Annotated in this window: 24 protein-coding genes and 2 tRNA genes; 15 read left to right on the top strand and 11 right to left on the bottom strand. The window is 34.5% G+C overall.

The window, feature by feature from the left end; translation table 11 throughout:
- On the bottom strand, positions 1 to 266 hold a 266-nt coding region (gene tnpA / locus BM383_RS16140), incomplete at its 3' end, for an IS200/IS605 family transposase (RefSeq protein WP_245766608.1).
- Between the two features lie 93 nt (positions 267 to 359).
- Positions 360 to 557, bottom strand: coding sequence for a hypothetical protein (locus tag BM383_RS16135; protein ID WP_143106448.1), 198 nt, complete (start codon positions 555 to 557; stop codon positions 360 to 362).
- 143 nt (positions 558 to 700) lie between these two features.
- On the opposite strand from BM383_RS16135, the gene fumC reads away from it, so the two are divergent.
- Both fumC and BM383_RS16125 read left to right on the top strand, forming a co-directional pair.
- Positions 701 to 2,098, top strand: coding sequence for a class II fumarate hydratase (gene fumC, locus BM383_RS16130; RefSeq protein ID WP_093026179.1), 1,398 nt, complete (start codon positions 701 to 703; stop codon positions 2,096 to 2,098).
- A gap of 234 nt (positions 2,099 to 2,332) precedes the next feature.
- Complete coding sequence (locus BM383_RS16125; RefSeq protein ID WP_177229150.1) at positions 2,333 to 3,097, top strand: hypothetical protein; 765 nt, start codon at positions 2,333 to 2,335, stop codon at positions 3,095 to 3,097.
- On the opposite strand, the gene BM383_RS16120 is transcribed toward BM383_RS16125, so the two are convergent.
- Positions 3,092 to 3,955 carry a diacylglycerol/lipid kinase family protein gene (locus tag BM383_RS16120; protein WP_093026177.1) on the bottom strand — a complete coding sequence of 288 codons (864 nt, stop codon included), beginning with the start codon at positions 3,953 to 3,955 and terminating at the stop codon, positions 3,092 to 3,094. The two genes, BM383_RS16125 and BM383_RS16120, sit on opposite strands and share 6 nt — an antisense overlap.
- 74 nt (positions 3,956 to 4,029) lie before the next feature.
- Here BM383_RS16120 and BM383_RS16115 point away from each other — a divergent pair, with 74 nt between their 5' ends.
- The 4 genes from BM383_RS16115 to BM383_RS16100 all read left to right on the top strand — a co-directional run bounded on the left by BM383_RS16115 (position 4,030) and on the right by BM383_RS16100 (position 7,131).
- Positions 4,030 to 4,992: an App1 family protein gene (locus BM383_RS16115; protein ID WP_093026176.1), complete on the top strand. Its 963-nt coding sequence runs from the start codon at positions 4,030 to 4,032 to the stop codon at positions 4,990 to 4,992.
- A 103-nt stretch (positions 4,993 to 5,095) separates the two neighbouring features.
- Positions 5,096 to 5,590, top strand: coding sequence for a DUF4140 domain-containing protein (locus tag BM383_RS16110; RefSeq protein WP_093026175.1), 495 nt, complete (start codon positions 5,096 to 5,098; stop codon positions 5,588 to 5,590).
- A gap of 36 nt (positions 5,591 to 5,626) precedes the next feature.
- Complete coding sequence (locus tag BM383_RS16105; RefSeq protein ID WP_093026174.1) at positions 5,627 to 6,493, top strand: DUF4139 domain-containing protein; 867 nt, start codon at positions 5,627 to 5,629, stop codon at positions 6,491 to 6,493.
- Between the two features lie 17 nt (positions 6,494 to 6,510).
- Complete coding sequence (locus tag BM383_RS16100) at positions 6,511 to 7,131, top strand: DUF4139 domain-containing protein (RefSeq protein WP_093026173.1); 621 nt, start codon at positions 6,511 to 6,513, stop codon at positions 7,129 to 7,131.
- 30 nt (positions 7,132 to 7,161) lie between these two features.
- On the opposite strand, the gene BM383_RS16095 is transcribed toward BM383_RS16100, so the two are convergent.
- Genes BM383_RS16095 through aroC form a run of 3 tightly spaced genes read right to left on the bottom strand, consistent with a single transcriptional unit; the run spans position 7,162 to position 10,725 of the window.
- Complete coding sequence (locus tag BM383_RS16095; RefSeq protein ID WP_093026172.1) at positions 7,162 to 8,316, bottom strand: peptidase MATCAP family protein; 1,155 nt, start codon at positions 8,314 to 8,316, stop codon at positions 7,162 to 7,164.
- A 15-nt stretch (positions 8,317 to 8,331) separates the two neighbouring features.
- On the bottom strand, positions 8,332 to 9,633 hold the full coding sequence (locus BM383_RS16090) for a dicarboxylate/amino acid:cation symporter (RefSeq protein ID WP_093026171.1): 1,302 nt from the start codon (positions 9,631 to 9,633) through the stop codon (positions 8,332 to 8,334).
- Positions 9,634 to 9,663: 30 nt separating this feature from the next.
- The gene (aroC, locus tag BM383_RS16085) at positions 9,664 to 10,725 is read right to left on the bottom strand and encodes a chorismate synthase (RefSeq protein ID WP_093026170.1); all 1,062 of its coding nucleotides are present in this window, start codon (positions 10,723 to 10,725) and stop codon (positions 9,664 to 9,666) included.
- A gap of 198 nt (positions 10,726 to 10,923) precedes the next feature.
- On the opposite strand from aroC, the gene BM383_RS16080 reads away from it, so the two are divergent.
- Positions 10,924 to 11,760, top strand: coding sequence for a UDP-2,3-diacylglucosamine diphosphatase (locus BM383_RS16080; RefSeq protein WP_093026169.1), 837 nt, complete (start codon positions 10,924 to 10,926; stop codon positions 11,758 to 11,760).
- A 65-nt stretch (positions 11,761 to 11,825) separates the two neighbouring features.
- Here BM383_RS16080 and BM383_RS16075 read toward each other — a convergent pair whose 3' ends face one another.
- Positions 11,826 to 14,735 (bottom strand): FAD-binding and (Fe-S)-binding domain-containing protein, encoded by a 2,910-nt coding sequence (locus BM383_RS16075; RefSeq protein ID WP_093026168.1) that lies wholly within the window; start codon positions 14,733 to 14,735, stop codon positions 11,826 to 11,828.
- Between the two features lie 59 nt (positions 14,736 to 14,794).
- On the opposite strand from BM383_RS16075, the gene BM383_RS16070 reads away from it, so the two are divergent.
- The 4 genes from BM383_RS16070 (at position 14,795) to BM383_RS16055 (ending at position 16,904) form a co-directional block, all read left to right on the top strand.
- Complete coding sequence (locus BM383_RS16070; protein ID WP_093026186.1) at positions 14,795 to 15,298, top strand: hypothetical protein; 504 nt, start codon at positions 14,795 to 14,797, stop codon at positions 15,296 to 15,298.
- A gap of 55 nt (positions 15,299 to 15,353) precedes the next feature.
- Positions 15,354 to 16,556, top strand: a complete 1,203-nt coding sequence (locus BM383_RS16065; RefSeq protein ID WP_218157959.1) for a TlpA disulfide reductase family protein — start codon at positions 15,354 to 15,356, stop codon at positions 16,554 to 16,556.
- Positions 16,557 to 16,731: 175 nt separating this feature from the next.
- Positions 16,732 to 16,813, top strand: a tRNA-Tyr gene (locus BM383_RS16060).
- An 18-nt stretch (positions 16,814 to 16,831) separates the two neighbouring features.
- Positions 16,832 to 16,904, top strand: a tRNA-Gly gene (locus BM383_RS16055).
- 61 nt (positions 16,905 to 16,965) lie between these two features.
- On the opposite strand, the gene bcp is transcribed toward BM383_RS16055, so the two are convergent.
- Entirely contained in the window at positions 16,966 to 17,427 is a 462-nt protein-coding gene (bcp, locus tag BM383_RS16050; RefSeq protein ID WP_093026166.1) for a thioredoxin-dependent thiol peroxidase, read from the bottom strand.
- 182 nt (positions 17,428 to 17,609) lie between these two features.
- Between bcp and BM383_RS16045 the strand changes: the two genes are divergently transcribed.
- On the top strand, positions 17,610 to 18,968 hold the full coding sequence (locus BM383_RS16045) for a hydroxymethylglutaryl-CoA synthase family protein (protein WP_093026165.1): 1,359 nt from the start codon (positions 17,610 to 17,612) through the stop codon (positions 18,966 to 18,968).
- 6 nt (positions 18,969 to 18,974) lie between these two features.
- A complete protein-coding gene (locus BM383_RS16040) occupies positions 18,975 to 19,631 on the top strand; it encodes an endonuclease III domain-containing protein (RefSeq protein WP_093026164.1) in 657 nt (218 codons plus the stop codon).
- A 65-nt stretch (positions 19,632 to 19,696) separates the two neighbouring features.
- Here the strand turns inward: BM383_RS16040 and BM383_RS18895 are convergent, their stop codons facing one another.
- On the bottom strand, positions 19,697 to 19,840 hold the full coding sequence (locus BM383_RS18895) for a hypothetical protein (protein ID WP_177229149.1): 144 nt from the start codon (positions 19,838 to 19,840) through the stop codon (positions 19,697 to 19,699).
- A 55-nt stretch (positions 19,841 to 19,895) separates the two neighbouring features.
- Complete coding sequence (locus BM383_RS16035) at positions 19,896 to 20,477, bottom strand: RNA polymerase sigma factor (protein WP_093026163.1); 582 nt, start codon at positions 20,475 to 20,477, stop codon at positions 19,896 to 19,898.
- A 245-nt stretch (positions 20,478 to 20,722) separates the two neighbouring features.
- Here BM383_RS16035 and uvrA point away from each other — a divergent pair, with 245 nt between their 5' ends.
- Positions 20,723 to 23,500 carry an excinuclease ABC subunit UvrA gene (uvrA, locus tag BM383_RS16030; protein ID WP_093026162.1) on the top strand — a complete coding sequence of 926 codons (2,778 nt, stop codon included), beginning with the start codon at positions 20,723 to 20,725 and terminating at the stop codon, positions 23,498 to 23,500.
- Positions 23,501 to 23,817: 317 nt separating this feature from the next.
- A complete protein-coding gene (locus BM383_RS16025; protein ID WP_143106447.1) occupies positions 23,818 to 24,939 on the top strand; it encodes a hypothetical protein in 1,122 nt (373 codons plus the stop codon).
- Between the two features lie 278 nt (positions 24,940 to 25,217).
- Here the strand turns inward: BM383_RS16025 and BM383_RS16020 are convergent, their stop codons facing one another.
- A complete protein-coding gene (locus tag BM383_RS16020; protein ID WP_093026160.1) occupies positions 25,218 to 26,285 on the bottom strand; it encodes a YncE family protein in 1,068 nt (355 codons plus the stop codon).
- Positions 26,286 to 26,287 lie beyond the last annotated feature (2 nt).

The following is a 26,287-nucleotide window of genomic DNA, read 5'->3' as shown; positions in this document are numbered from 1 at the left end:
CGGGCAGTGATACTTTTAATTGTTCTGGCAATCTTTGTTGGACTGTAGGTTGGAACACTCTGTAACAGAAAATGAACGTGATTCTTGTCTGAACCTATTTCCAAAAAGTGAATTTCATATCTATCCTCAATTTCGATACAAGTTCTTTTTAATATTCGATCAACTTTTGGACTCAATACCAATCGACGATACTTCGTTGAACATACCAAATGGTATAATAACAAAGACACATTATGACTTTTATGAAAATGTCTACTTGAGCTCACGCTCAAAGATTACTATTTTTTTCACGCGAGGCAAGCCTCGGGGTATTTACCCGCCTAGAATAAAAAAAGAAGCCAAATGGCTTCTTTTTTATTTTACGCTTGATTAGCTTTCTTAGCTTCTCGCTTTTCTTTAATTAGCTCTATGATAGAACCACCTAACCAATAAGGTACTACAAAGGTTAACAAAAAGATCATTAACCAGAATCCTATAGTTGCGATTCCCATAACAGCTAAAAAGCCTAAGTACTGATCAAATTCAAACATAATTTCCGGAATTTTGAATTCAGACACAAATATAAGTTTATTTATGGATTCTTAAAATCTTTAAGAAAAGAATTTCTTTCTAACTTATTTACTGACTTTTATCAATCTAAATAGTAAGTTATTGCTTAAATTTGTTAGCGTTATTAAAAACTAATTACAATACTATTCTTATGGAATTTAGAATTGAAAAAGATACCATGGGCGAAGTAAAAGTACCTGCAGACAAGCTGTGGGGTGCCCAAACAGAACGCTCTAGAAATAATTTTAAGATTGGTCCGGCTGCATCTATGCCAGTAGAAATCATTGAAGGATTTGCTTATCTTAAAAAAGCCGCAGCTTACACAAACTGTGAAGCGGGAGTTCTATCTGTAGAAAAAAGAGATTTAATTGCTAAAGTTTGTGATGAAATTTTAGAAGGTAAACACAGTGATCAATTTCCTTTGGTAATTTGGCAAACAGGTTCTGGTACGCAATCAAACATGAATGTGAATGAAGTAATTGCAAACAGAGCTCATCAACTAGCAGGAAAAGTAATTGGTGAAGGTGAAAAAACATTGGCACCAAATGATGATGTAAACAAATCACAATCATCAAATGATACCTTTCCTACCGGAATGCATATTGCTGCATATAAAGTAATCATAGAAACTACCATTCCTGGAGTTGAACAATTACGTAACACCCTTCAAAAAAAATCAGAAGAGTTTAAAGATGTAGTTAAAATTGGTAGAACTCACTTGATGGATGCTACTCCTTTAACTCTAGGACAAGAGTTCTCTGGTTACGTTTCACAATTAGACCACGGAATCAAAGCATTGAAAAACACATTAGATCATCTTGCTGAACTTGCTTTAGGTGGAACTGCTGTTGGTACCGGTATCAATACTCCAAAAGGATATGCAAAGCGTGTTGCTGAATATATTGCTAGTTTTACAGAACTTCCTTTTGTTTCTGCCAAAAACAAATTTGAAGCACTCGCTGCACATGATGCCTTGGTTGAAACACATGGAGCTCTAAAGCAATTAGCGGTTTCTTTAAATAAAATAGCTAACGACATTCGTATGATGGCTTCTGGTCCTCGTAGTGGAATTGGCGAAATCATTATTCCAGCAAACGAACCAGGAAGTTCTATTATGCCAGGAAAAGTGAACCCTACTCAATGTGAAGCTATGACTATGGTTTGTGCACAAGTTATGGGTAACGATGTAGCCGTAACTGTTGGAGGAACTCAAGGACATTATGAATTGAACGTTTTCAAACCTGTAATGGCTGCAAATGTGCTACAATCTGCTAGATTAATTGGTGATGCTTGTGCTAGTTTTGAAGAGCATTGTGCTGTAGGTATTGAACCAAACCATACTAGAATTAAAGAATTAGTAAGCAATAGTTTGATGTTGGTTACTGCCTTAAATACTAAAATTGGTTATTACAAAGCTGCTGAAATTGCAAACACCGCACACAAAAACGGAACAACTTTAAAAGAAGAGGCTGTAAACCTTGGTTATGTAACTCCAGAAGAGTTTGACGAGTGGGTAAAACCAGAAGATATGGTTGGTTCTTTAAAATAAGAATCATTCAATTTTGATATTGAAAATCCGAAGATTTATAAAGTCTTCGGATTTTTTTTATCCCAATAAATCTGTTTAGAAAATATAAATTATTTTAGCATTTGAAATTTTAAAACTCATAATTTGAAAAATCAACTACCTAACCTTCTAATATTTATCTTTTTCTCCTATTTTTTTTCTATTTATACAAGCTATGCTCAAGATGGACTATACCCGTACCAAGTTGACATGAGCATGTCTGCAAAATATTTGGGTCCAAATGCGTTGCCAGTCCCTAAAATAAAAGATGGGTTATTACCCAAATATACCTATGTAAAACTTGGTGGTGAATATCAAGAAAGCGTTGGTGATATTACCCGAAACCTATATACAGAATCCTACATTAGACTTTTTAGCAATAGAGTTGGATTGAATATTCAGCTAGTTCCTTATGAATATTTTAGTACTGACTCTATCACAAGAGCGGAAAGAAAAGTAGTAGTTCATGATCCATCGGGATCTGCTATTGGCGATGTGTATATTGGTACGTATATTCAATTATTAAGAGATCATTGGTGGCTGCCTGATTTAGTTTTAACAATCAACCTAAAAACGGCATCAGGTTCAAAGTTGAAAATGGCAAGATACACCGATGCTCCTGGGTATTTCTTCGATGTTTCTGCCGGAAAAACTTTTGAAATAGAAAATAGTTTTATAAAATCGTTCAGACCTTACGGAATGCTAGGTTTTTATGCATACCAAACTTACGAAACCACGTTTAAACAAAACGATTCCTTCCTTTACGGAATTGGATTTCATACTACCTTCTCAAAATTTGATATCAATAATGCATACGGAGGTTACAACGGATATATTGGTAATGGAGATCAACCAAAAGTTTACCGATTCATAGCAAGTACAACTTTTGAAAACAGATTAAATTTTGAGTTCAGATTTCAAAAAGGTTTTAAAGATTTTGAATATGATACCTTTAGAATTTGTGCTAAATACCGATTATAACGCAACAGCAAGTTCTAGCTTTCCTTCAAGAATTTTAGCTTCTACTTTTGTCAAATAATCACAGTATTCACCATCAATTTGAAAAGGAATTTTTTTCTCGGTTGTTATCACAGCTGATTTTACCGGAAATATTTCAACAAAATCTTCTGAGAGTTCATCTGCATTGTTAAGTGCTTTGATGATTTCCACCAAATCTATTTTTTTAAAAAGTAACACTTCAAAAATACCATCATCAATTTCTCCATCTGGATTCACCACTGCTCCGGTTCCAAATTTCTTGCTATTGGCCAAAGCAAGCATAATTCCTTCTTTAGTAAATTCTTCAGTATCAGTTTTTATATGAAAAGTATAAGGTGCATCATTTTTAAAGATAGTACTTACGCTATTTACCGCATAGCCGAGCTTACCACGAAGGGAACTGTTCTCGTATTCACGAATTAATTCTGCATTCAATCCAAAATCGCTGATATGCAATCCTAGTTGATCATTGATTAAAATAGTATCCACTTTTCTGGTTTTTCCATACAAGGCTATCGGAATAAATTCTTCCTCCTTTTCGGGCAAATTTAAATCTTTAGCCAAACCATTTGCAGAACCTGCTGGTAATATTCCAATAGAACATTCGGTTTCTTCTAAAGCCTCCGCCACTAATTTTACGGTTCCATCTCCTCCCGCAACCACTACTCTATCGAAATTTACTTGCTCCAATTCCTTCTTAATAGCCTGTAAATCATCTTCTCCCGTGGTTTTATAAATCGTTAGATCATCACCATCTTTAACATAAGATTTAACTTCTTTCAGAAGAGCATCCTTATCTTTATCTCCACTAATCGGATTTACCACCAATAAAAACTTCATAACCTTTTATTTATTAACTCTTTAAAATTAAAGAATTGATCAGTTTGTAAACGTTAGATTTTCCTTAATTAAATATGAAGCTCGACTTAAAAATTTACCGTAGTTATGCCAATGAACGAAAAATTGTAGTATGTGGTCATGTTTTCAGAAGGCGTGCTCAAGATACTTTCAACCTGAATCAAAAATGGTATAGGCATGCCAAAACTGTACTAAAAATGTTCAGAATTCAAACCGTAAAAAATGCAAAAGTCATCTTTCAATTTAATGACCTAACGGTGAAAACTTCTACTTTAAACGATGGTTATTTTCTTATGACTATTCCTTACGAAAAGTCAATTGACAGTGGTTGGCATACGTTTTCTATTACTGCTGAATCTAATAATGAAAGTGTACAAAAGGAAGGCGAATTTGTAAAACCTTTTCCTGGGGAATATGGCGTAATTAGCGATATTGATGATACTTTTCTCATTTCGCACTCTGGTAATGTATTCAAAAAATTATACGTGATGCTTACAAAGAATATTGAAAAACGGCATGTTTTTGATGGTGTAGTGGAGCATTATAGATTACTAAACAGATTGGGCAGAAAAGATAACGATACCAACAATGCTTTTTTTTATGTAAGCAGTAGTGAATGGAATTTATATGATTTTATTGTTCAATTTACTGAATTACATAAGTTTCCAAAAGCTGTTTTACAATTGAAACAAATAAAAAATGGCGTTTCGGATTTTCTTTTGACTGGCGGTGGAAGTCATGATCATAAATACCATAAAATAAATCATTTAGTCGAATTTTATCCTGAATTACGCTTCGTTTTACTTGGAGATGACTCTCAAAAAGATGCTTTTATTTATAGAGATTTGAGCAAAATTTTCCCAAATAATATTAGTACAGTTTATTTACGTCAAACAGGAAAGCATCAAAATAAAGAGGTTTTGAAGGCATTACAAGAAATTGAAAAACTTGGCGTTAGAGTCTGTTATTTTAAAAATAGCGAAGAAGCTATAAACCATACAAAAGAACATTTAGGCTAGTTAAAATGGAGAGTTGACTTAACAGAAAAGCTTGTTTACTCATTGCTATTTTCCTACAGGCATATATCAATTTACATTTAGTTGAATTTAAAAATCAAGCTAAATGAAAATTTTACTTATCAACCTACTCTCAATATGCTTCGGATTTGCAAATCCACCAGAAAAGGAAGTTACTTCTGAAATTGTAAAATCGACCGTTTATTTAACCGGAGCTCAAATAGAACGCAACAGTATAATATCTCTGAATGAAGAAACCACAACACTAACATTTACAAATCTCTCTCCTTTTGTTGATGAAAACTCCATTCAAATTGCAGGATTGCAATCTGCTTCGATTACCTCGGTAAAATATGGACATTCATTTCTATTTTCTAAGAAGGATAATGAAAAAATCAGCACTATAAAAAGAAATATTGAAGATCAAAAAAGAGCTATTGCGGTATTAGAAAGTTTATTAAACGGGTTGAATGAAGAAGAAACTTTACTGACTTCAAACCGAAAACTACAAGCTTCAGATGCAAATGTTTCTTTGGAAAAATTACAACAATTTGCCACGTATTATAGAAAGCGAATCGCTGAAATTCACACCGCTTCTTAAGATTATATCCATGAAAAAGATAGTATCATAACTGTAATGAATAGCCATGCTGAAGAGCTCAATATTTTGTCTTCCAAAAACAAGGAAGAAAAAGGAGTCATTACCCTTACTTTGAGTTCCGACAGATATCAAAAACTAACTTTAAAGCTTATTTATAATGTAGCCAATGCGGGTTGGTTTCCGGTTTATGATCTCAAAACAAATGCTACCGAGGAAAATTTAGATATCTATTTCAAAGCGCATGTGTATCAAGATACCGGAGAAGATTGGAATCATGTGAAAGTGGTTCTTTCAACTGCCGATCCGAACATGAATACACAAATGCCAACGATAAAACCACATTATTTAAATTTCACAAATCCGTATCAATACAAAAAAGAAAAAGTAGTGAGCAATTCTGCTAGAAAATTTAATCCTTTTGTTAAGAAAGTTGTTGGAGTGGTAAGAGATGAAAATGGTGAACCACTTCCTGGAGTTAATGTGATTATCAAAGGCACATCAACTGGAACACAGACAGATTTTGACGGAAAATATGCCATAGATGTTACCCAAGGTGAAACACTAGAATTTTCATTCCTTGGCTTTGAAAGTGTGGAAACACCTATTTATGCCTCTATGATCAATGCTAATTTGCAAATGAGTGCTGAACAACTGGATGAAGTTGTAGTTTCAGGTTATGGAGTTTCAAGAGCTATAAGTGGTAGAATTCCAGGCGTTCAAATACGAGGAGCTGCAAGTAACTATGACAAACCGTCTCTACTTTATATTTTAGATGGAGTTCCTGTTGATGAAGCTACCATACAATCACTTTCTGAAAAGGAAATAGCGAATATCACAACTTTAAATGATAACGAAGCTACCGGACTTTACGGAAGCAGAGCTGCAGCTGGAGTCATAGTGTAGTAACAACAAAAGAAGTAATTGAAAATCAAAACATCACATCTACAGAATACACTATTAAAAAACCGCAAAACATTCCATCACTTATGGAAGTTTCCGTTATTGAAATTGATAAAATGTCGGTACAGCCAACCTATGAATATGTTGCTGCGCCGGTACTTAACGAAAATGTATTTCTAACAGCTTCTATCAAAAACTGGCAAGAGCTGAACTTATTACCGGCTGAGAGCAATATTTACTTTTCAGGAGTATTTGTTGGCAAATCATATATCAATCCCTATCAAACCGAAGATGAAATGGTGATTTCCTTAGGAGTTGCTCCATCAATTTCTGTAAAACGTGAATTGGATTCAAATTTGAAATCGAAAAACTTTATTGGTAATAACAGAGTTGTTGAAACTGGTTATATTTTAAAAGTGAGCAACAATTCTAATAAAACCATTAATTTAAAATTGTTAGACCGAATTCCGGTTTCTCAAAACAAAGAAATCAAAGTAGACGAAGTGCAACAAGATGCCACAACGTATGACGAGAAAAAGGGAATCTTAACTTGGAATTTGAATCTACAACCGAACGAAAACACTGAAAAACATTTATCGTACGAAATCAAATTTCCGAAAGGCAAACGAATCAACTTATAAAAACAAAACCGCCCTCACAGGCGGTTTTTACTATTTTAAATTGTTCAGAATAAAGTCTATTTTATCGTTTGCATTGTCATTACTTGCATACGCTATGTTATGATGAATAGGTTTGATTGCCAAGCCTAAGTCTTCCATTTTCTGAATGGTTTTCTTGTATTTCAGCGTTACTTTTCCGGTAAGTAAATCATCCAAACTATTCCCGTCTTTGTGATGATTATAGATTTTTTTCAGTCCTGTTAAGTACAAATAATCTTTGGTAAATCCGCCACCACGATGTACTCGCATTGCTGTGGTAAACGCATCGTCCCTATTCAATTTATAATCAGAGTGCAATTGCATAAACGTTTCGGTAAAGCTACATCCTCGGCGCAAACTGTCTACAGCAATTACTCGGTATGCCAATGTTTTCAAGCGTTTCAAGGTTAACGCTCCCGACATGTATTCGCTAAAAACCGCCAAACCTTCTTGAGTTTCTACGTTTTTAGGAAATCCGTTTGAAAATATTTTTAAGGGTTGAGATGCCGCATTGAACGAAGTTAATAAGTGCACTCCAATTTCGTGATGCGCTAAAATTTTCAATTGATTGGCGCTAAACTTTCCGTTTTTCTTCAGTAATAATTCCTTGGTGGAATTTTTCACCATAGCATCGGAAGCTAAGCGTGTTGACTGCGTAATCTTATAATTAAACTGATAATTTTTAGAAAACTCCGCAAAATATTCAGCTGCTTGATCCGCAGTGAATTTTTTCACTGAACCTTCGTCTAGAACATCTTTAAAATGTAAAATGAATTGCGCATTTTGAACATCTCTATCAGTTGGTGTTCCAAAAGTTTTCAGACTATTGTAATAAAACTTGTCCCCTTTTCCAATTGAATCGATGCACTGCACCATGGCAGAATAGTGATATAAAATATCTTCAAAAAGGGTATGAATTTCTTCATGCTGAATTTCTTCTAACCGTAAAGAAAACAATTTACGCTGCGTTTCAAAAGCATTGAATTTTAAACGTGTATAGGTAAACTGAGGCTCTACCGTAAATTTAGAACCAAAGAACTTTTTCTTCTCTTGCTCTATGTTATTTGGATTTAAATAAGCTAAAAGTTCTATATTTTTTAGCAAACGATCTAGCTGAGCATCTATCTTATAGATGTGTGCATATTCAGCCGGAACTTGAGGTTTCATTTCTATAAATTGGATTTATTTTTTGTAATTATCATTCCACTCTTTGGGTTTGGGGTCGTGTAGTTTATCAACCGATTTTGCCACAATCATAGAAACTGCCGCGTCTCCGGTAACGTTTACCGTGGTTCTGCACATATCTAAAGGTCTATCAATTGCAAAAATCAATGCCAAACCAGCTTCTGGAATTCCAGCTTGTCCTAAAACAATGACCAACATCACCATTCCTGCTCCCGGAACCGCTGCGGAACCAATAGAAGCTAACGTAGCGGTTGCTATGATCCCTAGTTGTGCTCCCAAACTTAAATCCATTCCGAAAGCTTGCGCAATAAAAACTGCTGCTACAGCTTGGTACAAACTGGTTCCGTCCATATTAATTGTCGCTCCAATGGGCATTACAAAACTAGTAACATCTTCGTCTACACCTAAATGTTCTTCAGCTCTTTCCATGGTTACAGGAAGCGTTGCGGCACTGGAACTGGTTGAAAACGCCAATAATTGAGCGGGCGAAATTCCGTTAAAAAAGAATCCTGGAGTTTTTCCTGTAAATGACCACACCAGAACTGCATAAATAATAATCATAAAGGCCAAGCCTAAAATAACACAAAACGCATATTTACCCAAGGCTATAAACAAAGAAGCACTTGGTGCTTCGGCAACTAAGGCTGCCAGCAAGGCAAAAACACCATAAGGCGCTGCCAACATAATAATATCAATAAGTTTGAGAATCACTTCATTAAAACCATCAAAAAAGGCTTTGACGGGTTTGGCCTGTTCTTCAGGAATTAAAATCAATCCAATTCCGAAGAAAATAGCAAAGAAAATTACTTGCAACATATTTCCGTTGTCGGTCGCCGCTTTAAAAATATTGCTTGGGACCAAATCTTCCAAAGCTTGTAAAGGTCCGGTTTCTTTTTGTTTGGCAGCATCTGCTATTTTAGAATCAGCGTCGCCTTTATAATTCTCCAACAATTCTTGACGCGTTTCTTGAGAAATGGCCTTTCCGGGTTTGAAAACATTCACCACTGCCAAACCAATCAACACCGCAATTACTGTGGTAATAATGTAGGTTCCAATGGTTCTCCCTCCCATTTTTGAGAGTTTAGATATATCTTTTAAGTCTGAAACTCCTTTAATTAACGAAGCTAATATTAATGGAACTGCAATTAGTTTTAAGGAGTTGATGAAAATGTTTCCGAAAGGTTTGATCCAATCTTGTAGAAATTCGGGTCCCCATTCAAATTGTATCATTCCCAAAGCGAACAATACTCCCAATGCCATTCCTATTATTATTTGCCAGTGTAAAGCGAGTTTCTTCATAAACGTTAAGTGTTGGTTAGGTTGAAAATTTTATTGGTATTGTTTATTGATCAAAAAATAATCGGCTACTACCATAGCGGCCATGGCTTCTACAATAGGCACGGCTCTTGGCACAACACAAGGATCATGACGACCTTTTCCTTGCATTTCTACTAAGTTGCCATCTTTATCTATAGTTTCTTGATTTTGCATAATAGTCGCTACAGGTTTGAAAGCTACTTTGAAGTAAATATCCATTCCGTTGCTAATACCACCTTGAATTCCGCCAGAAAAATTCGTTTTGGTTGTTTTATCTTGGTTGAACAAATCGTTGTGTTCAGAACCTTTCATTTTAGCGCCTTCAAAACCACTTCCGTATTCAAAACCTTTTACGGCATTGATAGAAAGCATGGCTTTTCCTAATTCGGCATGTAATTTATCAAAAGCCGGTTCTCCCAAACCAACAGGCACATTTTTAATCACACACGTCACTACGCCACCAATAGTGTCGCCTTCTTTACGAATTTGCTTGATACGTTCTTCCATTTTTGCTGCAGTTTCAGCATCTGGACAACGCACAATATTTTTTTCGGTTTCTGAAAAATCGATTTCATGTAATGGTTTTTCCAACGAAATTTCGCCCACAGCAGAAACAAATGCATGAAACTTAATCTCTGGTAACATTTGCTTAGCAATAGCGCCCGCTACTACTCTACTCGCTGTTTCACGCGCAGAACTACGTCCGCCTCCACGATAATCTCTAAAACCGTATTTTTGATCGTATACATAATCGGCATGACTAGGACGATACGAATCTTTGATATGTGAATAGTCTTTTGACTTTTGGTTGGTGTTTTCTATCACAAAACCAATAGGCGTTCCGGTAGTTTTACCTTCAAAAATTCCAGAAAAGAAACGAACTTCATCAGGTTCCTTTCGTTGTGTTACAATTGCAGATTGCCCCGGTTTTCTTCTATTTAACTCATTCTGAATTGCTTCCAAATCCAATTCAACTCCCGGTAAACACCCGTCTATTACTCCACCGACACCTGCGCCGTGCGATTCTCCAAAAGTGGAAAGCTTAAAAAGATTTCCAAAAGAATTTCCTGCCATATCTTTCAAAAAATTGTAGTGGTCACGAAAATAAACAATCCGCCTTTGTTTGCCTAATCTTTTGAGGCAAAATGAATTTCAGAAGTTAAGAATACATGCCTTTCTTCACTTTAACTTAACAAAAGTCTAATCTACAATTAATTGGCGCTTAATATTTAGGTTAAAATAAACAAGGTTATTTGTTTAAAACAAAAAGTCTTGAGAAAACGAAAAATAGACATAGCTGTTATCTCTGATGTTCACTTAGGAACTTTCGGTTGTCAGGCTAACGAATTGTTATCTTATTTAAACAGTATTGCTCCTAAAAAGTTAATCTTAAACGGAGATATTATTGATATTTGGCAATTTAGAAAAAGATATTTTCCGAAAGCACATTTACAGGTGATTAAAAAGATCATTGATTTATCTACCAAAGGAACCGAAGTAATTTACATTACCGGAAACCATGATGAAATGCTACGCAAATTTTCGGATGTTGAAATGGGAAATATTTCTATTGTGAACAAGGTTGTTTTAGAACTTGATGGAAAAAAGGCATGGATTTTTCATGGAGACGTTTTTGATGCATCGATTCAACATACCAAATGGATTGCTAAATTAGGTGGTTGGGGATACGATATGTTGATTCTTTTAAATCAAGGAATTAATTACTGTTTGGTTGGTATGGGAAGAGAAAAATATTCCTTATCTAAAAAAATAAAAAACAGCGTTAAAAAAGCCGTGAAGTATGTGGGTGATTTTGAAAAAGTAGCCTCGGATTTAGCCATTGAAAACGGCTATAAATATGTGATTTGCGGTCACATTCATCAACCACAATTGGTGAGAAAAGTTAATAAAAACGGAACTTGCTTGTATTTAAATTCAGGCGATTGGATAGAAAACTTAACCGCTTTGGAATACAGTAATAAAAAATGGAAATTATACCATTATGCCGAAGATAAATTGAGTCCGTTTTACTCTGATGATGAGTTAAAAGACATGAATTACAAAGACTTATTAGCCGCTATTACCATTACCGGAAAAAGAACATTATAAAATTTCTACCAATCTCTCTAGAAAGGAAGTGACTGTTATACGTTTACGTTAACATCACTTCTTTTTTACAACAAAGCTTCTTTAAAAATAGAAATCGGATGTTGAGCAGTTCTACCTGTTCCATCAAAAATTTGATGACGGCAGCTAGTACCGTTGGCTGCTATAACTACATCTCTATGCGACTTTTCAATTGCCGGAAATAATTTGAGATTACCTATTTGCATGCTTACCTCGTAATGTTCCTTTTCATAGCCAAAAGATCCTGCCATTCCACAGCAACCTGTATTCATGATAGAAACTTTGTAATTTGGAATCACATTGAGCATATCAAACGTTACTTTTTGATTGGAAAGTGCTTTTTGATAGCAATGTGAATGAATCTTTACCCGCTTTCTTTCATTGGTAAACATATCGGCCTTTATAGCCCCGTTTGCAATTTCCTTTGCCAAAAATTCTTCAATCAAGAAACTGTTTCCAGCAAGTGTTTTTGCTTCATCTTGATATTCAACTAAACGGGGATATTCGTCTCTAAATGATAAAATTGCAGAAGGCTCAATGCCCAGTAAAGGAATTTTTGGAGTTACCTTGTTCTTTAAATTTCTAATATTTGTTTTCGCTATTTCTTTGGCCTCTTCTAAAAATCCTTTTGAGATGAAAGTTCTTCCACTTTCGCCAAAATATAGCTCCACGCAAAAGCCTAATTTATAGAGAACTTCCAAAGAATCTCTGGCAATTAAAGCATCATTAAAATTAGAAAATTCATCAATAAAAAGAATTACCTTATTGTAACAAACAGACTGTTGCATAAACTGTTCATTGAATTTTTCTAAGTCAAACGAACACACAGGAGGTAACGATCTTTGAGACGCAATTCCTAACGGTTTTTTGATGATAGAAGACAAAAGATTGCTTTTGAAAACTGTATTACTGATGCCTGGAAATCTCGAAGCCATTTTGTTTAAATGACCACTTTTAGCAAATATTTTATCTCTAAAACTATGCGGATGAACTTTGTGATATTGATATAAAAATTCTGATTTCAAAAGTGATGCATCTACGCTACTTGGACATTCAGATCCGCATGCTTTGCAACTCAAACAAAGATCAAACACCTCTTTCAATTCTGGTTGATCAAATTTGTTTTCTTTTTCGGAAGTATTCAGAAATTCTCTTAAGGCATTGGCTCTTGCTCTAGTGGTATCTTTTTCATTTTTTGTAGCTTGAAAACTAGGACACATCGCTCCATCAAATTGATGTGATTTTCTACAATCTCCACTACCATTACATTTTTCAGCAGCACGAATAATTCCTAAAGAATCTGAAAAATCTAAAGCTGTCTTAATTTTTTCTGTAGGCTTATTTACTGTATTCCGAAGATACATATCCATGGGAGCCGCATCAATTATTTTTCCGGGATTGAAAATGTTTTCTGGATCAAATAATTGTTTTATTCCTTTGAGTAAATGGTAGTTTTTCTCACCAATCATCAATTCTATAAATTCCGCTCGTACTCTTCCATCACCATGCTCACCACTCATAGAACCTTGGTATTTTTTAACCAATTTTGCTACATCAGTTGTGATTTGTCTGAAAAGTGCAACGTCCTTGGCTTTTTTCAAATTTAGAATAGGTCGCAAATGTAATTCTCCGGCTCCTGCGTGTGCATAATAAACAGCCTGTTGATGATGATCGTCCATCAATTGCGTAAACTCTTCTATATAGTTTGATAAATCTTCAAGTGCCACGGCGGTATCTTCAATACAAGCCACTGCTTTTCTATCTCCAACCAGATTACCCAAAAGTCCTAAACCAGCTTTTCTTAACTCTAATGCATTGTTGATCTTTTCTCCTAGTAACAAAGGATAAGCATACGCTTTGGTTTCTGATGTTATGGTTTGAATTAAAGATTCGCATTGATTTTCTAAATCAGATTCACTATCCGAAGACAATTCCAACATCAAAATAGCTTGAGGATCTCCTTCTACAAATTCTCTATTTTTGGCTTGTTGCTTATTATTTTTAGTACAGTCTAAAATCACCTTGTCCATCATTTCACATGTATATAAATGATGATTCATTACCGGTGCCACTGCTTTGCAACAATCCTCAACACTTATAAAATGTGCGGCAATCATCACTTTATGGCGTGGTGGTAATTTGTCTAATTGCAAAGTTATACTTGTTGTAAAAGCCAATGTTCCTTCACTCCCTGCCAAAAGTTTACACAGGTTAAACTTACCTCCTTCCTTCTGAAAAGGAATTGTGTCTAAAAGCATATCTACAGCATAGCCTGTATTTCTTCTATGTATACTTGATTTTGGAAATTCGGTTTTAATTTCGTTTTGAACTTCCGGAGCAGATAATTTCTCTACGATATTTTTATAGATTTTTCCTTCAAGCGTTGGTAAACTCATTTTATGAAGTAATTCTCCTTTGGTAAGTGGTTTAATTGTAATCAAACTACCGTCACTTAAAAGAACATCCATTTCCAAGACTTTGTCACGAGTGACGCCATATCGAATAGAAGTGGTTCCGCTGGAATTATTACCTACCATTCCCCCTATGGTACATCTATTGGAAGTTGAAGTATTCGGCGCAAAAAACAGCCCATAGGATTTTAAAATACTATTTAATTCATCCCTTACAATGCCCGGTTCTAGTGTAACTGTTCTGTTTTTTTCATCAATATGAAGAATTTTGGTAAAGTACTTTGACATATCTACAACAATCCCTTTACCCACACATTGCCCTGCCAAAGATGTTCCTGCCGCACGTGGAATTAAGCCTATTTTTTCATTGTTAGCGTAAGCGATTAACTCCTTCAAATCCTCAATATTCTTTGGAAAAGCGACTCCTTCTGGCAATTCTTTATAAACCGAAGCATCTGTAGCATAAATAGTCCTACTAAGTAAATCACTATTGTACAGTTGATTACTTATATTTTCAGGATTTTTTGATTTTTTCTTAGGAATCATTTAACAGGGGGTTTATGAGCATCAATTTAGTTTTGTCTCAAACAATAAAAAATAAAATTATGAAAAAAATCTTTTTACTAACCTTAATTGCTCTAGGATCTTTCGCAACAATGAATGCACAGGAAATTTCCAAGAATGCCTTGGGTTTAAGATTGGGAGATAATGATGGTTTTGGTGGAGAAATATCTTATCAAAGAGGCTTAGGCGATAATAATCGTTTAGAACTTGATCTTGGATGGAGAAACAGCAATCATATAGACGCCATTAAATTGGCTGCTTTGTACCAATGGGTATGGAATATAGATGGCGGATTTAACTGGTATGTTGGTGCTGGTGGTGGATTAGGATCTTGGTCACGTGATAATGATTATTATGATGATAATGATTACGATGATAGTGCCGCATTTGCATTTGTAGCCGGAGATATAGGTATAGAATACAATTTTGATATTCCTCTTATCTTGTCCTTAGATTTTAGACCAGAATTATACTTCAACTCAGATGATTGGAGAGATAATAATTTAGGTCCAGATTTAGCCCTAGGTATTAGATATCAATTCTAATATCGATTGAAATATATTTGTTAAAAGCCTCTTAATTTAAGAGGCTTTTTTTATTTTGGATCTTTTAAAACATACATTTGTCCAGCTAAAAACTTTTATAATGAAAAAAATATTTTTGTCGTTTTTAACCGTAGGAACACTATTAGTTTCTTGTGATAATACAAAATCGAATGAATACCAGATTGCTGGTGACGCTCCTGGATTAAAAGATGGGGCTAAACTTGTGCTTAGCGAACAAGATAGCTTAGGACGTCCTAAAAGTATAGATACCGCAGTTGTTAAAGATGGTAAATTTAAATTTACTGGAACATCTAATGAAACAAAGCTCGGCTTTTTATCTCTTTTAAATAATAGAAGAGGTTCAGCTCCAATTATTTTAGAAGGAGGTGATATTACAGTAGAGTTTAATAAAGACACTATTATTAAATCAGTTATAAAAGGGACACCTAATAACGACGATTTTGCTAAAGTACTTAACAAAATGAGTGCCGTAAGTGATTCAATCAATGGCATGAAAGATGAAATGCGTGAGCTTTCTCAAAATAAAAATTTTGATGGGATAAAAGTTCTTCAAGAAAAAAGACAAGCTTATCAAGAAGAGCTTTCTAATTATGAAATTAATTTTTCAAAAGAGAATCCAGATTCATACGTAAGTATTTTACTTCTTGAGAAAAATTTAATGATGCAAAAAGACGAGTTTGACAAACTTGCTAGCATTTTTGATAATTTGAATAACGATCTCAAGAATTCTGAGAAAGGTAAAAAACTAGAAGAACAAATCAATAGTATTAGAAAAACAAAGATTGGAGCTGTAGCACCAGACTTTTCTGCCAAAACTTTAGAAGGAGAAAATCTTTCCTTAAATGCAGCAAAAGGAAAAGTTACTCTTATTGATTTTTGGGCTTCTTGGTGCGTTCCTTGTCGAAAAGAAAATCCTAATGTTTTAAAAATTTATAATGCATACCACAAAGATGGTTTAAATATTTTAGGAGTTTCGGTTGATAAAGCCGAAGATAAATGGAAAGAAGCAGTTGCTGCAGATCATATAAATTGGCAACATGTAATTTCGCAAGATGCTGCAAGAACGTATAACATTACACAAATTCCAACAACGTTCCTTTTGAACGAAAAAGGAGAAATTGTGAAGAAGAACCTACGCGGAGCTGAATTAGAAGCTGCTATTGCAGAAGCTTTAGGTGTTGCAAACAAGAATGTAGTCACCGAAGAAGCTGGAAAAATGCCTATTCCGAATAGCTAATTAGATCTTACAATAACTATTTATAAGATGCCTTTCGAAAGAAGGGCATTTTTTATAATATTCATTCACAACCACTTGTAAAATATTTAAAAAAACTTTTAAAAAAAAGCTTGCAGAGCCCAAAAACAGTGCTATATTTGCATCCGCTTTACAGAAGCAACGTTCTTAAAACAATGGGGAGATACTCAAGCGGCCAACGAGGGCAGACTGTAAATCTGCTGGTTTTACCTTCGCAGGTTCGAATCCTGCTCTCCCCACAACATTAGATTTTTTTTGCGGGAGTAGCTCAGTTGGTAGAGCGTCAGCCTTCCAAGCTGAATGTCGCGAGTTCGAACCTCGTCTCCCGCTCTATAAATAAAAAAGCCTTAGTTATCACTAAGGCTTTTTTATTTTATAAAGGTTTTAAAATTTAAACCTGTGCTACCAATATTTGAGCAGTATGATCTTTGGTTTTTACTTTTTCTATTACACGTACTACCACACCTTCTTCGTCTATTAAAAACGTCATACGGTGAATACCGTCGTATTCTTTACCCATGAATTTCTTCGGTCCCCAAACACCAAAGGCATTGATCACATTTTTATCTTCATCTGCCAATAACGGAAATGGAAATTCATTCTTAGCCTTAAAATTTGCTTGACGCTTTACAGAATCTGCACTTACACCTAACAATAAATACCCTTCGGCTTTTAGTTCTTCATAATGATCTCTCAAGTTACATGCTTCTGCTGTACATCCAGGAGTACTGGCTTTTGGATAGAAAAATACAATCACCTTATTCCCTTTAAAATCGTTCCAATCTATTGTATTTCCACTATCATCAATTGCGGTAAAATGAGGTACTTTATCTCCTACTTGTAATGTTTTCATGATTTCTTTTTTCTTTAAATGTATGTATAATTTAGTATAATAAGTAATTCAGAATTCATATTTACAAAAACTTTAATAGAATTATTAACAACTCTGTATTCCTATTAAAAAACCAATATAAACGCTATTATTTATAAGCAATTTATTTGGATAAAAATACAGGTGGCAGTACTTTCGCTGCCATGAATACAGGAATTGACGCCATTAGTTTCGATATACCGAAAATTCAATTGCCAATCAAGGATTTGGCCGTGGCAAGAAACATAGAACCCGTTAAATTAGAAAAAGGATTAGGATTATTGAATATGGCTATGCCAGATGTACACCAAGATGTGATTACGTTTGCGGCTAACGCTATTACCAAATTGGTTCAACAAGAAAACCTAAAACCCACTGATATTAGCCGAATTTATGTAGGTACCGAAAGTGGCTTGGATGCTTCAAAACCAATTGCTTCATATTTATTAGCGATTTTAGAAACACTTTTTGGTGAAGATACACTTACGCATTGTGATGCAGTTGATTTTACTTTTGCTTGTATTGGAGCCGTAGACGCCATGCAAAACTGTATGGATTTTGTACGTTTAAATCCTGATAAAAAAGCAATTGTAGTAAGTACCGATATTGCAAAATACGATTTAAATTCCACAGGAGAATATACGCAAGGCGCAGGTGCTGTAGCCATGTTGATAACTGCAAATCCTAGAATAATAGCTTTTAAACCAGAAGTTGCTACAAGTGCCAAAGGCGTTTTCGATTTCTTTAAACCACACAGAATTGTAAGCAAAAAAGCCTTAGGAATTACCGATAATGCTGCTTGGCAAGGAGTGTTAGAATCAGAGGTTGAAATCTTTAAAGAGCAACCTGTTTTTGACGGTCAGTACTCAAACGACTGTTATGTGGAACGCACTGTGGAAGCATACGAACGTTATAAAGCACTTACTAAAACCGAAGGAACGCTTTACCAAAACTGGAAAGCCATCATCATGCACCTTCCCTACTCGTTTCAAGCGCGTAGAATGTTTCCACAGATTTTTGTTTCGGATAATGCTGAATTGAATGCAGAGATCAATCCGGAAATGGAAGATTATGGAGTGAAATTGAAAGCTTTTAGTAAGTCTGATGCATACAAAACCTTTGTAGCTGAAAAATTTGCTCCTGCTGAAAGAGCTTCTTCACTAATCGGGAATATGTATACAGGCTCTATCTTTATGGGATTCTTGTCTACCTTATGTGATTTTGCTGAAAAAGGCATCGATGCCAGTAACGAAACTTTTGGTTTCTTGGCTTATGGTAGTGGCGCAAAATCTAAAGTTTTTGAAGGGGTAATTCAACCAGAATGGAAAGAAGCCATCAAAGATGTAAATCTTTTTGAAACCTTAGCCGAAACTAAAGCTATTGATATTGATACTTACCATCAATTACACAAAAAAGAAGTAAAAGAAAGTATTGTAACGCCTGCAAACGAGTGGATTTTATCGGGTATTGAATCGGAAGAAATCAACAGATTAGGAGCTCGTTACTATTCATTTGTAAAATAATAAGATATGACCAAAGCAGAAAAAGTAACTTTTGTAATGGAGACGCTGGATGAAATTTATCCAAAGATTCCGATTCCGTTAGATCATAAAGATCCGTATACTTTGTTGATAGCGGTGTTACTTTCTGCGCAATGTACCGATGTTCGTGTGAATCAAATTACGCCTTTGTTGTTTGAAAGAGCCGATAATCCGTACGCGATGGTTCGTTTAACTCGTGAAGAAATTCAGGATATTATTCGTCCATGCGGATTGTCTCCTATGAAATCAAAAGGAATTTACGAACTCTCGCACATTCTTATTGAAAAATACAACGGGGAAGTTCCAGCTGATTTTGAAGCCTTGGAATCCTTACCTGCTGTTGGGCACAAAACTGCGAGTGTAGTAATGAGTCAGGCTTTTGACATACCTGCATTTCCTGTAGACACACACATTCACCGACTCATGTATCGATGGGGATTTTCTAACGGGACAACGGTGCAACAAACCGAAAAAGATGCCAAAAGACTCTTTCCTAAAGACAAATGGAACAACCTGCATTTACAGATTATTTGGTACGGGAGAGAATATTCGCCAGCCAGAGGTTGGAAACTGGAAAACGATATCATTACCAAAACTATTGGTAGAAAAACCGTTTTAAAAGAATATCTAAAAAAGAAGAAATAAATTATTTCTAAGAACAATTTATATACTCTTGAAAAATTAAAAAGCTCCTAAATAGAAGGAGCTTTTTAATTTAAAATATTTTCAAACTGAATATTTTTATGAGTTACAATACGTAACGCTTTAGAATAATTCAATAAAAATGAAATAGTTTCCTTTTTTGGCGAAACACATTTTACATCTTCATTCTTTTTGGAGTAAATTTTTGCCATATTATTATTTTATAAGGGTTTTCAATAATAACGTAGCAAATTATCCTATATTGTATCAATTCACTAAAATCATATTATTTTTTTCAATCACTTTTCTCAAGTTGATCAATGCATAACGCATTCTACCCAATGCAGTATTGATACTAACATCAGTAGCGTCTGCTATTTCCTTGAAACTCATATCTCTATAAATTCTCATGTACAATACTTCACGTTGATCATCTGGTAATTCTTCCATCAATCTACGTACATCAAAATCCACTTGATCCTTAATAATTTGATTTTCCGCATTCAAAGAGCCGTCTGCAATCACAGAAAAAATATTAAAATCGTCATTACCTTCAAACTTAGGCATTCGTTTGTTCTTTCTGAAATAATCAATTACCAAGTTATGTGCAATACGCATTACCCAAGGTAAAAATTTACCTTCTTCATTATACTTACCTTTTTTCAAGGTATTGATCACTTTAATAAAAGTATCCTGAAAAATATCATCAGCTACTTCTTTATCATAGACCTTTGAAAAAATAAAACTATAAATACGTTGATTGTGTCTCTCTATCAATATTTCTAAAGCACCTTCATTCCCTTTAATGTACTTTGATACCAATTCTGAATCTTGCAGTAGTTTTCCCATACCAATTACTTTTAGTCGTTTAAACACAGGAATAATAGGGGTATTCCGTGTAGTGTTGTTTAACTTAGTTTTTAAAAGTAATTTTATTGTATAGGCGAATGAGTTTTTTGCTTGAATTGTTCCAAATATAACTGATTCTGAATTGAAAATGCAAAAAAAATCTTAAACTTTAACATTTCTTCTACAATAATCAAATTTCCTCGACAGCGTTATGATTTGTATCTTTGCAACTTGTTTATTTTGCTATGAAAGACATATCACAACTCAATACAAAAGAAAATATTTTAATCCTTGGAGCCAAGCTACACAATCTTAAAGATATATCAGTAGCTATTCCCAGAAATAAACTTGTAGTTATCACTGGTTTGTCGGGTTCCGGAAAATCTAGTTTAGCTTTTGATACATTATACGCAGAGGGGCAACGCCGTTATGTAGAAAGTTTATCTTCCTATGCTAGACAGTTTTTGGGCCGACTTGACAAGCCAAAAGTGGACGCTATTAAAGGAATTGCACCAGCAATTGCTATAGAGCAAAAAGTAAATTCTACAAACCCTAGGTCTACTGTTGGAACCACCACAGAGATTTATGACTATCTAAAGTTACTCTATGCTAGAATTGGAAAAACCTTCTCTCCTATTTCGGGAAAAGAAGTTAGAAAACATACGGTTACAGATGTAGTAAATTTCACTTCCAATTTTGAAGAACGAACCAAATTATTGCTTTTAGCTCCGGTTTCCATTCCAGAAAAAAGAACTCCATATGAAACGGTAAAGGTTTTAGAACAGCAAGGGTTTGCCAGAATTAAAACCAAAGATGGTGTTTTACGAATAGATGAATTAAACAATAGTTTCAATGATGATTTTGAGCTTGTAGTAGACCGTATCATTGTTAAGAATGATGAAGATTTTATAAATCGATTGGCCGATGCAGTAGACACTGCTTTCTTTGAGGGCAAAGGAACCTGTTTTATTGAAGAATTGTCTAATGGAAATCAGACTAAATTCAGTAATAAGTTTGAATTAGATGGTATTTCATTTCTAGAGCCAAACTTACATTTGTTCAGTTTTAATAATCCTTACGGAGCATGCCCAAAATGTGAAGGTTACGGTGATGTAATTGGGATAGATGAAGACTTGGTAATTCCTAACACAGGACTTTCTGTTTACGAAAGTGCCGTTTTTCCTTGGAGAGGTGAAAAACTTAGCTGGTACAAAGATCAATTGGTTAACAATGCATACCGTTTTGATTTTCCTATTCATAAACCATGGTTTGAACTTACAGAAGCTCAAAAGCAATTAGTTTGGGATGGAAATCAGTATTTTACCGGTTTACATGACTTCTTCACAGAATTAGAAGAGAAAAGTTATAAAATTCAGAATAGAGTAATGCTTTCTCGCTATCGTGGAAAAACTAAATGTCCTACGTGTAAAGGAAAAAGATTACGACCAGAAGCAAACTTTGTAACCATTGGTGGCAAAACGATTACTGATCTGGTAGAAATGCCACTAGAAAAACTAGCAGATTTCTTTAAAGAATTAACGCTTTCAGAATTTGATATGAAAGTTGCTACAAGACTTTTAAAGGAAATCAATAGCAGGTTAGAGTTTCTATCAAACGTAGGATTACAATACCTTACGCTCAACAGAAAATCAAATACATTATCTGGTGGTGAAAGTCAGCGAATTAACCTAGCCACCTCTCTAGGAAGTAGTTTAGTTGGTTCCATGTACATTTTAGATGAACCAAGTATTGGTCTACATCCAAAGGACACCGAAAAATTAATTGGTGTTTTAAAATCATTACGCGATTTAGGAAATACAGTAATTGTAGTAGAACATGATGAAGATATTATGAAAGCTGCAGATGCTATTATTGATATTGGTCCAGAAGCAGGTACTTATGGTGGTGAAGTAGTAAGTTCAGGTACCTATACTGAACTTTTAACTGCAGATACACTTACAGGAAAATACCTAAGTGGACGCATGAATATAAAAGTCCCTACTGTTAGAAGATCTTACAAGCAATATATTGATGTTATTGGTGCGCGAGAAAATAACCTAAAAAATATTGATGTCACTTTTCCATTAAATACACTTACGGTAGTCACTGGTGTTTCTGGAAGTGGTAAAAGTACTTTGGTAAAGAAAATTTTGTACCCTGCTATGATGAAAGAAACCGACGCTTATGGAGAAAAAGCAGGTCAATTCACAAAGTTAGAAGGGAAATACAGTAATGTAAAAACGGTAGAGTTTGTTGATCAAAACCCTATAGGGCGTTCGTCACGTTCAAACCCGGTTACCTACATTAAAGCGTATGATGATATTCGAGATTTATTCTCTAAACAGAAAGTGGCAAAATTAAGAGGTTTTCAACCAAAACACTTTTCTTTTAATGTTGATGGCGGTAGATGTGAAACTTGTAAAGGAGAAGGTACCGTTACCATTGAAATGCAGTTTATGGCCGACGTACATTTGGAATGTGAAACCTGTCATGGTAAACGCTTTAAAAAAGAAATTTTAGAAGTAAAATATGAAGATCAGAATATTGATGATATTCTTAACATGACGATTGACAATGCTATAGATTTCTTTAAAAAACACAACCAAACAAAAATTGTTAACAAGATACAACCGCTTCAAGACGTTGGTTTAGGCTACGTAAGTTTAGGACAATCATCCTCTACTCTTTCTGGTGGTGAAGCACAGAGAATTAAACTAGCATCCTTTCTTATTAAAGGTAATACCAAAGAAAAAGCGCTATTTATTTTTGATGAGCCAACAACAGGTTTGCATTTTCATGATATCCAGAAATTATTAAAATCTTTCGATGCGTTGATCGAAAAAGGTCACTCTATAATTGTGGTTGAACACAACATCGATCTGATAAAATGCGCAGACCATATTATAGACTTGGGAATAGATGGTGGTGAAAAAGGAGGAAATCTCATAGCTAGCGGAACTCCAGAAGAAATTCTAAAAGTAAAAGAAAGTTACACCGCTGAATTTTTAAAGGATAAACTTTAACATAATATTACATGTAACTAACTAATGAAATTAAAGTTTGGCATATGATTTGAAATATACTAGGCGTAACAAATTAATTTACATAGTGTGCAAGTTTTAGAAATTGTTACGACAAAATAGATAAAGATTTCATAGTTAGATTTTTTTGGTTGGTTAGTTAGTCAGAAAGCCTTGTTAAGTTGTAAGATACTTGCGAGGCTTTCTTTTTTCCTTGTATTTGCTGGAGGTTTCAAGGCATTTTATTTTTTGGCACGGTGGTTGTTTACTATAAGATATCAATTCAAACGGTAAGCTTACGTTTCTAAAATTTTTGAGTTATGAAAAAATTAGTCACAATGATCACAGTTGCATTTTTATCTGCTTTTGCAGTAAATGCGAACACCACAGAAATCGAAAATGTAGAAGACATAAATAGAAGATACGGATATGGAGATAACTTTATTTTTCAAGAAAATGGAATTACATTTTCAGTATACCCTAACGGAGAATTTGATTTTTATATAAATAATAGTGTAAACGTAAATGCCAACGTGAATGTAGGCAATATGAATATTACATTTAATCAGGGATATGATTATAACCCTTACGTACAGTATGACGATTACGGAGCTATCATACAAATTGAAAACATTCCTATCTATTATGATTATTACGGAAGAGTAACTTCAATTGGTTCCGTTGATATTTTATACAATTCAGGAAGATTGGTAAGAATTGGAGGATTACACATCTATTACAATGCAGGTGTATATAGCCACTATTCAGGTTATATTAATGTATACAACAGAACCTATGTGTATCAGCCTTATTACAGATGTTTTATGAGACCTACTTATAATATTGTGTATACAACTCCTTATAGAAGATACTATACACCTACGCGTTACACCTATTATGGACCTTATTACAGAAACAGTAGAAAGGCAACGGTAGCAATTGGTAGAACATATAGAGCAACCGAAAACTCTAGAGGTAGACGTTTGTATGCAAATGCAAATAACCGTAGAGAAACTGCTACTACTACAAGAAACAATTCCTCTAGAAATATTACTAGAACTACAACTCCAAACAGAAGTAGTAGTACTACCATAAATAGAGATAGAAATAACCAAAATACTAGAAATACAGGAACTAGTGTTACAAGAGGTGGAAATTCAAGCTCAATAAACGGAACCCGCAGTACAAGGTCAGTTACAAGATCTATTACACCAAGAAGTACTTCTAATTCTAATTCAGTAAGAAGTACTACTAGAAAACAAGTGAGTACGCCTGCCACTAGAAATACTACCAGAACAATAACAAAGAGAACAACTCCAAAAATCAGTAATCGTTCTACTACTAGAACTACGAGAAGTACTACTTCTAACAATGCAAGAAAAGCTTCAACTACTAGAAAAACAGTTTCTACTAGAAGTAGTAATGCAGGAAGAGGTAGATAGATTAAAAATTGCTTATACTATACATTTTATAAAGCCGAATGCATTTGAAATGCATTCGGCTTTTTAAACTCATAAAAGAAAATTCCACTAATGTCTTTCATCTAGTAAGGAACTATATTCTTAAAAAACTGACTATTGTAAAAGTCTACATACCAGTATAAGGGTATTTAGTAAAACAAAAGGCTCCCAAATTGGGAGCCTTTCTGCTTAATAAAAAATTCACCCCTGATTTTCTATTAAGCCCTTAAAAAATGAACGTTGAAAATTATGATCTTTTCTTAGTCGTTAAAATGGAAACTGTTTGGCCCCACTCCTGTTGTAATTGTGTTCAATAATTGTCCATCTAAAGAATATTCATACGCAGTACTGTTTGAAGAAAAGTCTCCACCATCTGCTATATAAATAGTATTATCTTCAACTGCAAAACCATACATAACTCCCCAAGCTGAATCAGATTCATAACTAAAAATTGGCTCTGTTGGCACTTCTGTAGCGTTTAAAGGCATGCTGTAAACAGCATTAGACACTGTAAAATATACTACATCATCTTCGATCTCTAAATTAGAAGCTTCTCCGATTGCTGCAGGGAAATCTGTTTGAGCTACTACTTGATTTGCAGCTAAGTCTATAGTGAACAATGCTGCATTGGTATAATTATAGGTAAGCACATATAAATACCCATCTTCTTCCTCAAAAGAATTTGGTGTGTTTCCAGTACCTAAATCTATAGAAGTTAAACCATTTGTAGACGGATCTAAGATAGTTACAGCATTACCTGATCCATAATATCCATTTGCTATATACACCAAACCATCTTCAGACATAATCTTTTCTGCGTTATTATTAACATCTAAAGTTGTAGTAGTATAATCATTTAAATTAATGATAGTGACAAAATCATCTTCACCAACACTGTAATCATTATAATTGGTAACATAGGCATAATCACCTACTACAGTTCCATAACGTGGAGAAGCAAAATCTGTATCTACTGTTGTAATGTACTCCATTGTATATCTATCAAATACCAAAACCAGGTTTCCACTTCCTGAAATTACAAATGCTCTGCTATCATCAAAAAACATATCTTGTAAATAGGTTCCTGTTGTTGTTACGTCAAAGTCTGTATTAACAGTCCCAATTGGGTCGGCGGTTACAACTCCATCATCTCCTACAAAAGTTGCGATTGATGCTCCAAGTCCACCATTTTCATTTAAAATAAAGTAACCGTCTGCATATTCTCCAGTAGGTTCTACAATTACATCATCATCATCGTTATCATCACAAGATGTAAACATACAAGCTGTAGCTAATAAAGCTAAACAAGATTTAAAAAAATACTTCATAG

The organism is Pustulibacterium marinum (genome assembly GCF_900116665.1).
Lineage (GTDB): Bacteria > Bacteroidota > Bacteroidia > Flavobacteriales > Flavobacteriaceae > Pustulibacterium > Pustulibacterium marinum.
Note: the sequence above shows the minus strand (reverse complement) of the source record. Positions and strands in the feature narration are given on the sequence as shown.

Excerpts from the sequence above, each read along its gene's own strand:
- fumC (WP_093026179.1), top strand. The coding sequence starts at position 701 with ATGGAATTTAGAATTGAAAAAGATACCATGGGCGAAGTAAAAGTACCT.
- BM383_RS16125 (WP_177229150.1), top strand. The coding sequence starts at position 2,333 with ATGTCTGCAAAATATTTGGGTCCAAATGCGTTGCCAGTCCCTAAAATA.
- BM383_RS16120 (WP_093026177.1), bottom strand. The coding sequence starts at position 3,955 with ATGAAGTTTTTATTGGTGGTAAATCCGATTAGTGGAGATAAAGATAAG.
- BM383_RS16115 (WP_093026176.1), top strand. The coding sequence starts at position 4,030 with ATGAAGCTCGACTTAAAAATTTACCGTAGTTATGCCAATGAACGAAAA.
- BM383_RS16110 (WP_093026175.1), top strand. The coding sequence starts at position 5,096 with ATGAAAATTTTACTTATCAACCTACTCTCAATATGCTTCGGATTTGCA.
- BM383_RS16105 (WP_093026174.1), top strand. The coding sequence starts at position 5,627 with ATGAATAGCCATGCTGAAGAGCTCAATATTTTGTCTTCCAAAAACAAG.
- BM383_RS16095 (WP_093026172.1), bottom strand. The coding sequence starts at position 8,316 with ATGAAACCTCAAGTTCCGGCTGAATATGCACACATCTATAAGATAGAT.
- BM383_RS16090 (WP_093026171.1), bottom strand. The coding sequence starts at position 9,633 with ATGAAGAAACTCGCTTTACACTGGCAAATAATAATAGGAATGGCATTG.
- aroC (WP_093026170.1), bottom strand. The coding sequence starts at position 10,725 with ATGGCAGGAAATTCTTTTGGAAATCTTTTTAAGCTTTCCACTTTTGGA.
- BM383_RS16075 (WP_093026168.1), bottom strand. The coding sequence starts at position 14,735 with ATGATTCCTAAGAAAAAATCAAAAAATCCTGAAAATATAAGTAATCAA.
- BM383_RS16070 (WP_093026186.1), top strand. The coding sequence starts at position 14,795 with ATGAAAAAAATCTTTTTACTAACCTTAATTGCTCTAGGATCTTTCGCA.
- bcp (WP_093026166.1), bottom strand. The coding sequence starts at position 17,427 with ATGAAAACATTACAAGTAGGAGATAAAGTACCTCATTTTACCGCAATT.
- BM383_RS16045 (WP_093026165.1), top strand. The coding sequence starts at position 17,610 with ATGAATACAGGAATTGACGCCATTAGTTTCGATATACCGAAAATTCAA.
- BM383_RS16040 (WP_093026164.1), top strand. The coding sequence starts at position 18,975 with ATGACCAAAGCAGAAAAAGTAACTTTTGTAATGGAGACGCTGGATGAA.
- BM383_RS18895 (WP_177229149.1), bottom strand. The coding sequence starts at position 19,840 with ATGGCAAAAATTTACTCCAAAAAGAATGAAGATGTAAAATGTGTTTCG.
- BM383_RS16035 (WP_093026163.1), bottom strand. The coding sequence starts at position 20,477 with ATGGGAAAACTACTGCAAGATTCAGAATTGGTATCAAAGTACATTAAA.
- uvrA (WP_093026162.1), top strand. The coding sequence starts at position 20,723 with ATGAAAGACATATCACAACTCAATACAAAAGAAAATATTTTAATCCTT.
- BM383_RS16025 (WP_143106447.1), top strand. The coding sequence starts at position 23,818 with ATGAAAAAATTAGTCACAATGATCACAGTTGCATTTTTATCTGCTTTT.
- BM383_RS16020 (WP_093026160.1), bottom strand. The coding sequence starts at position 26,285 with ATGAAGTATTTTTTTAAATCTTGTTTAGCTTTATTAGCTACAGCTTGT.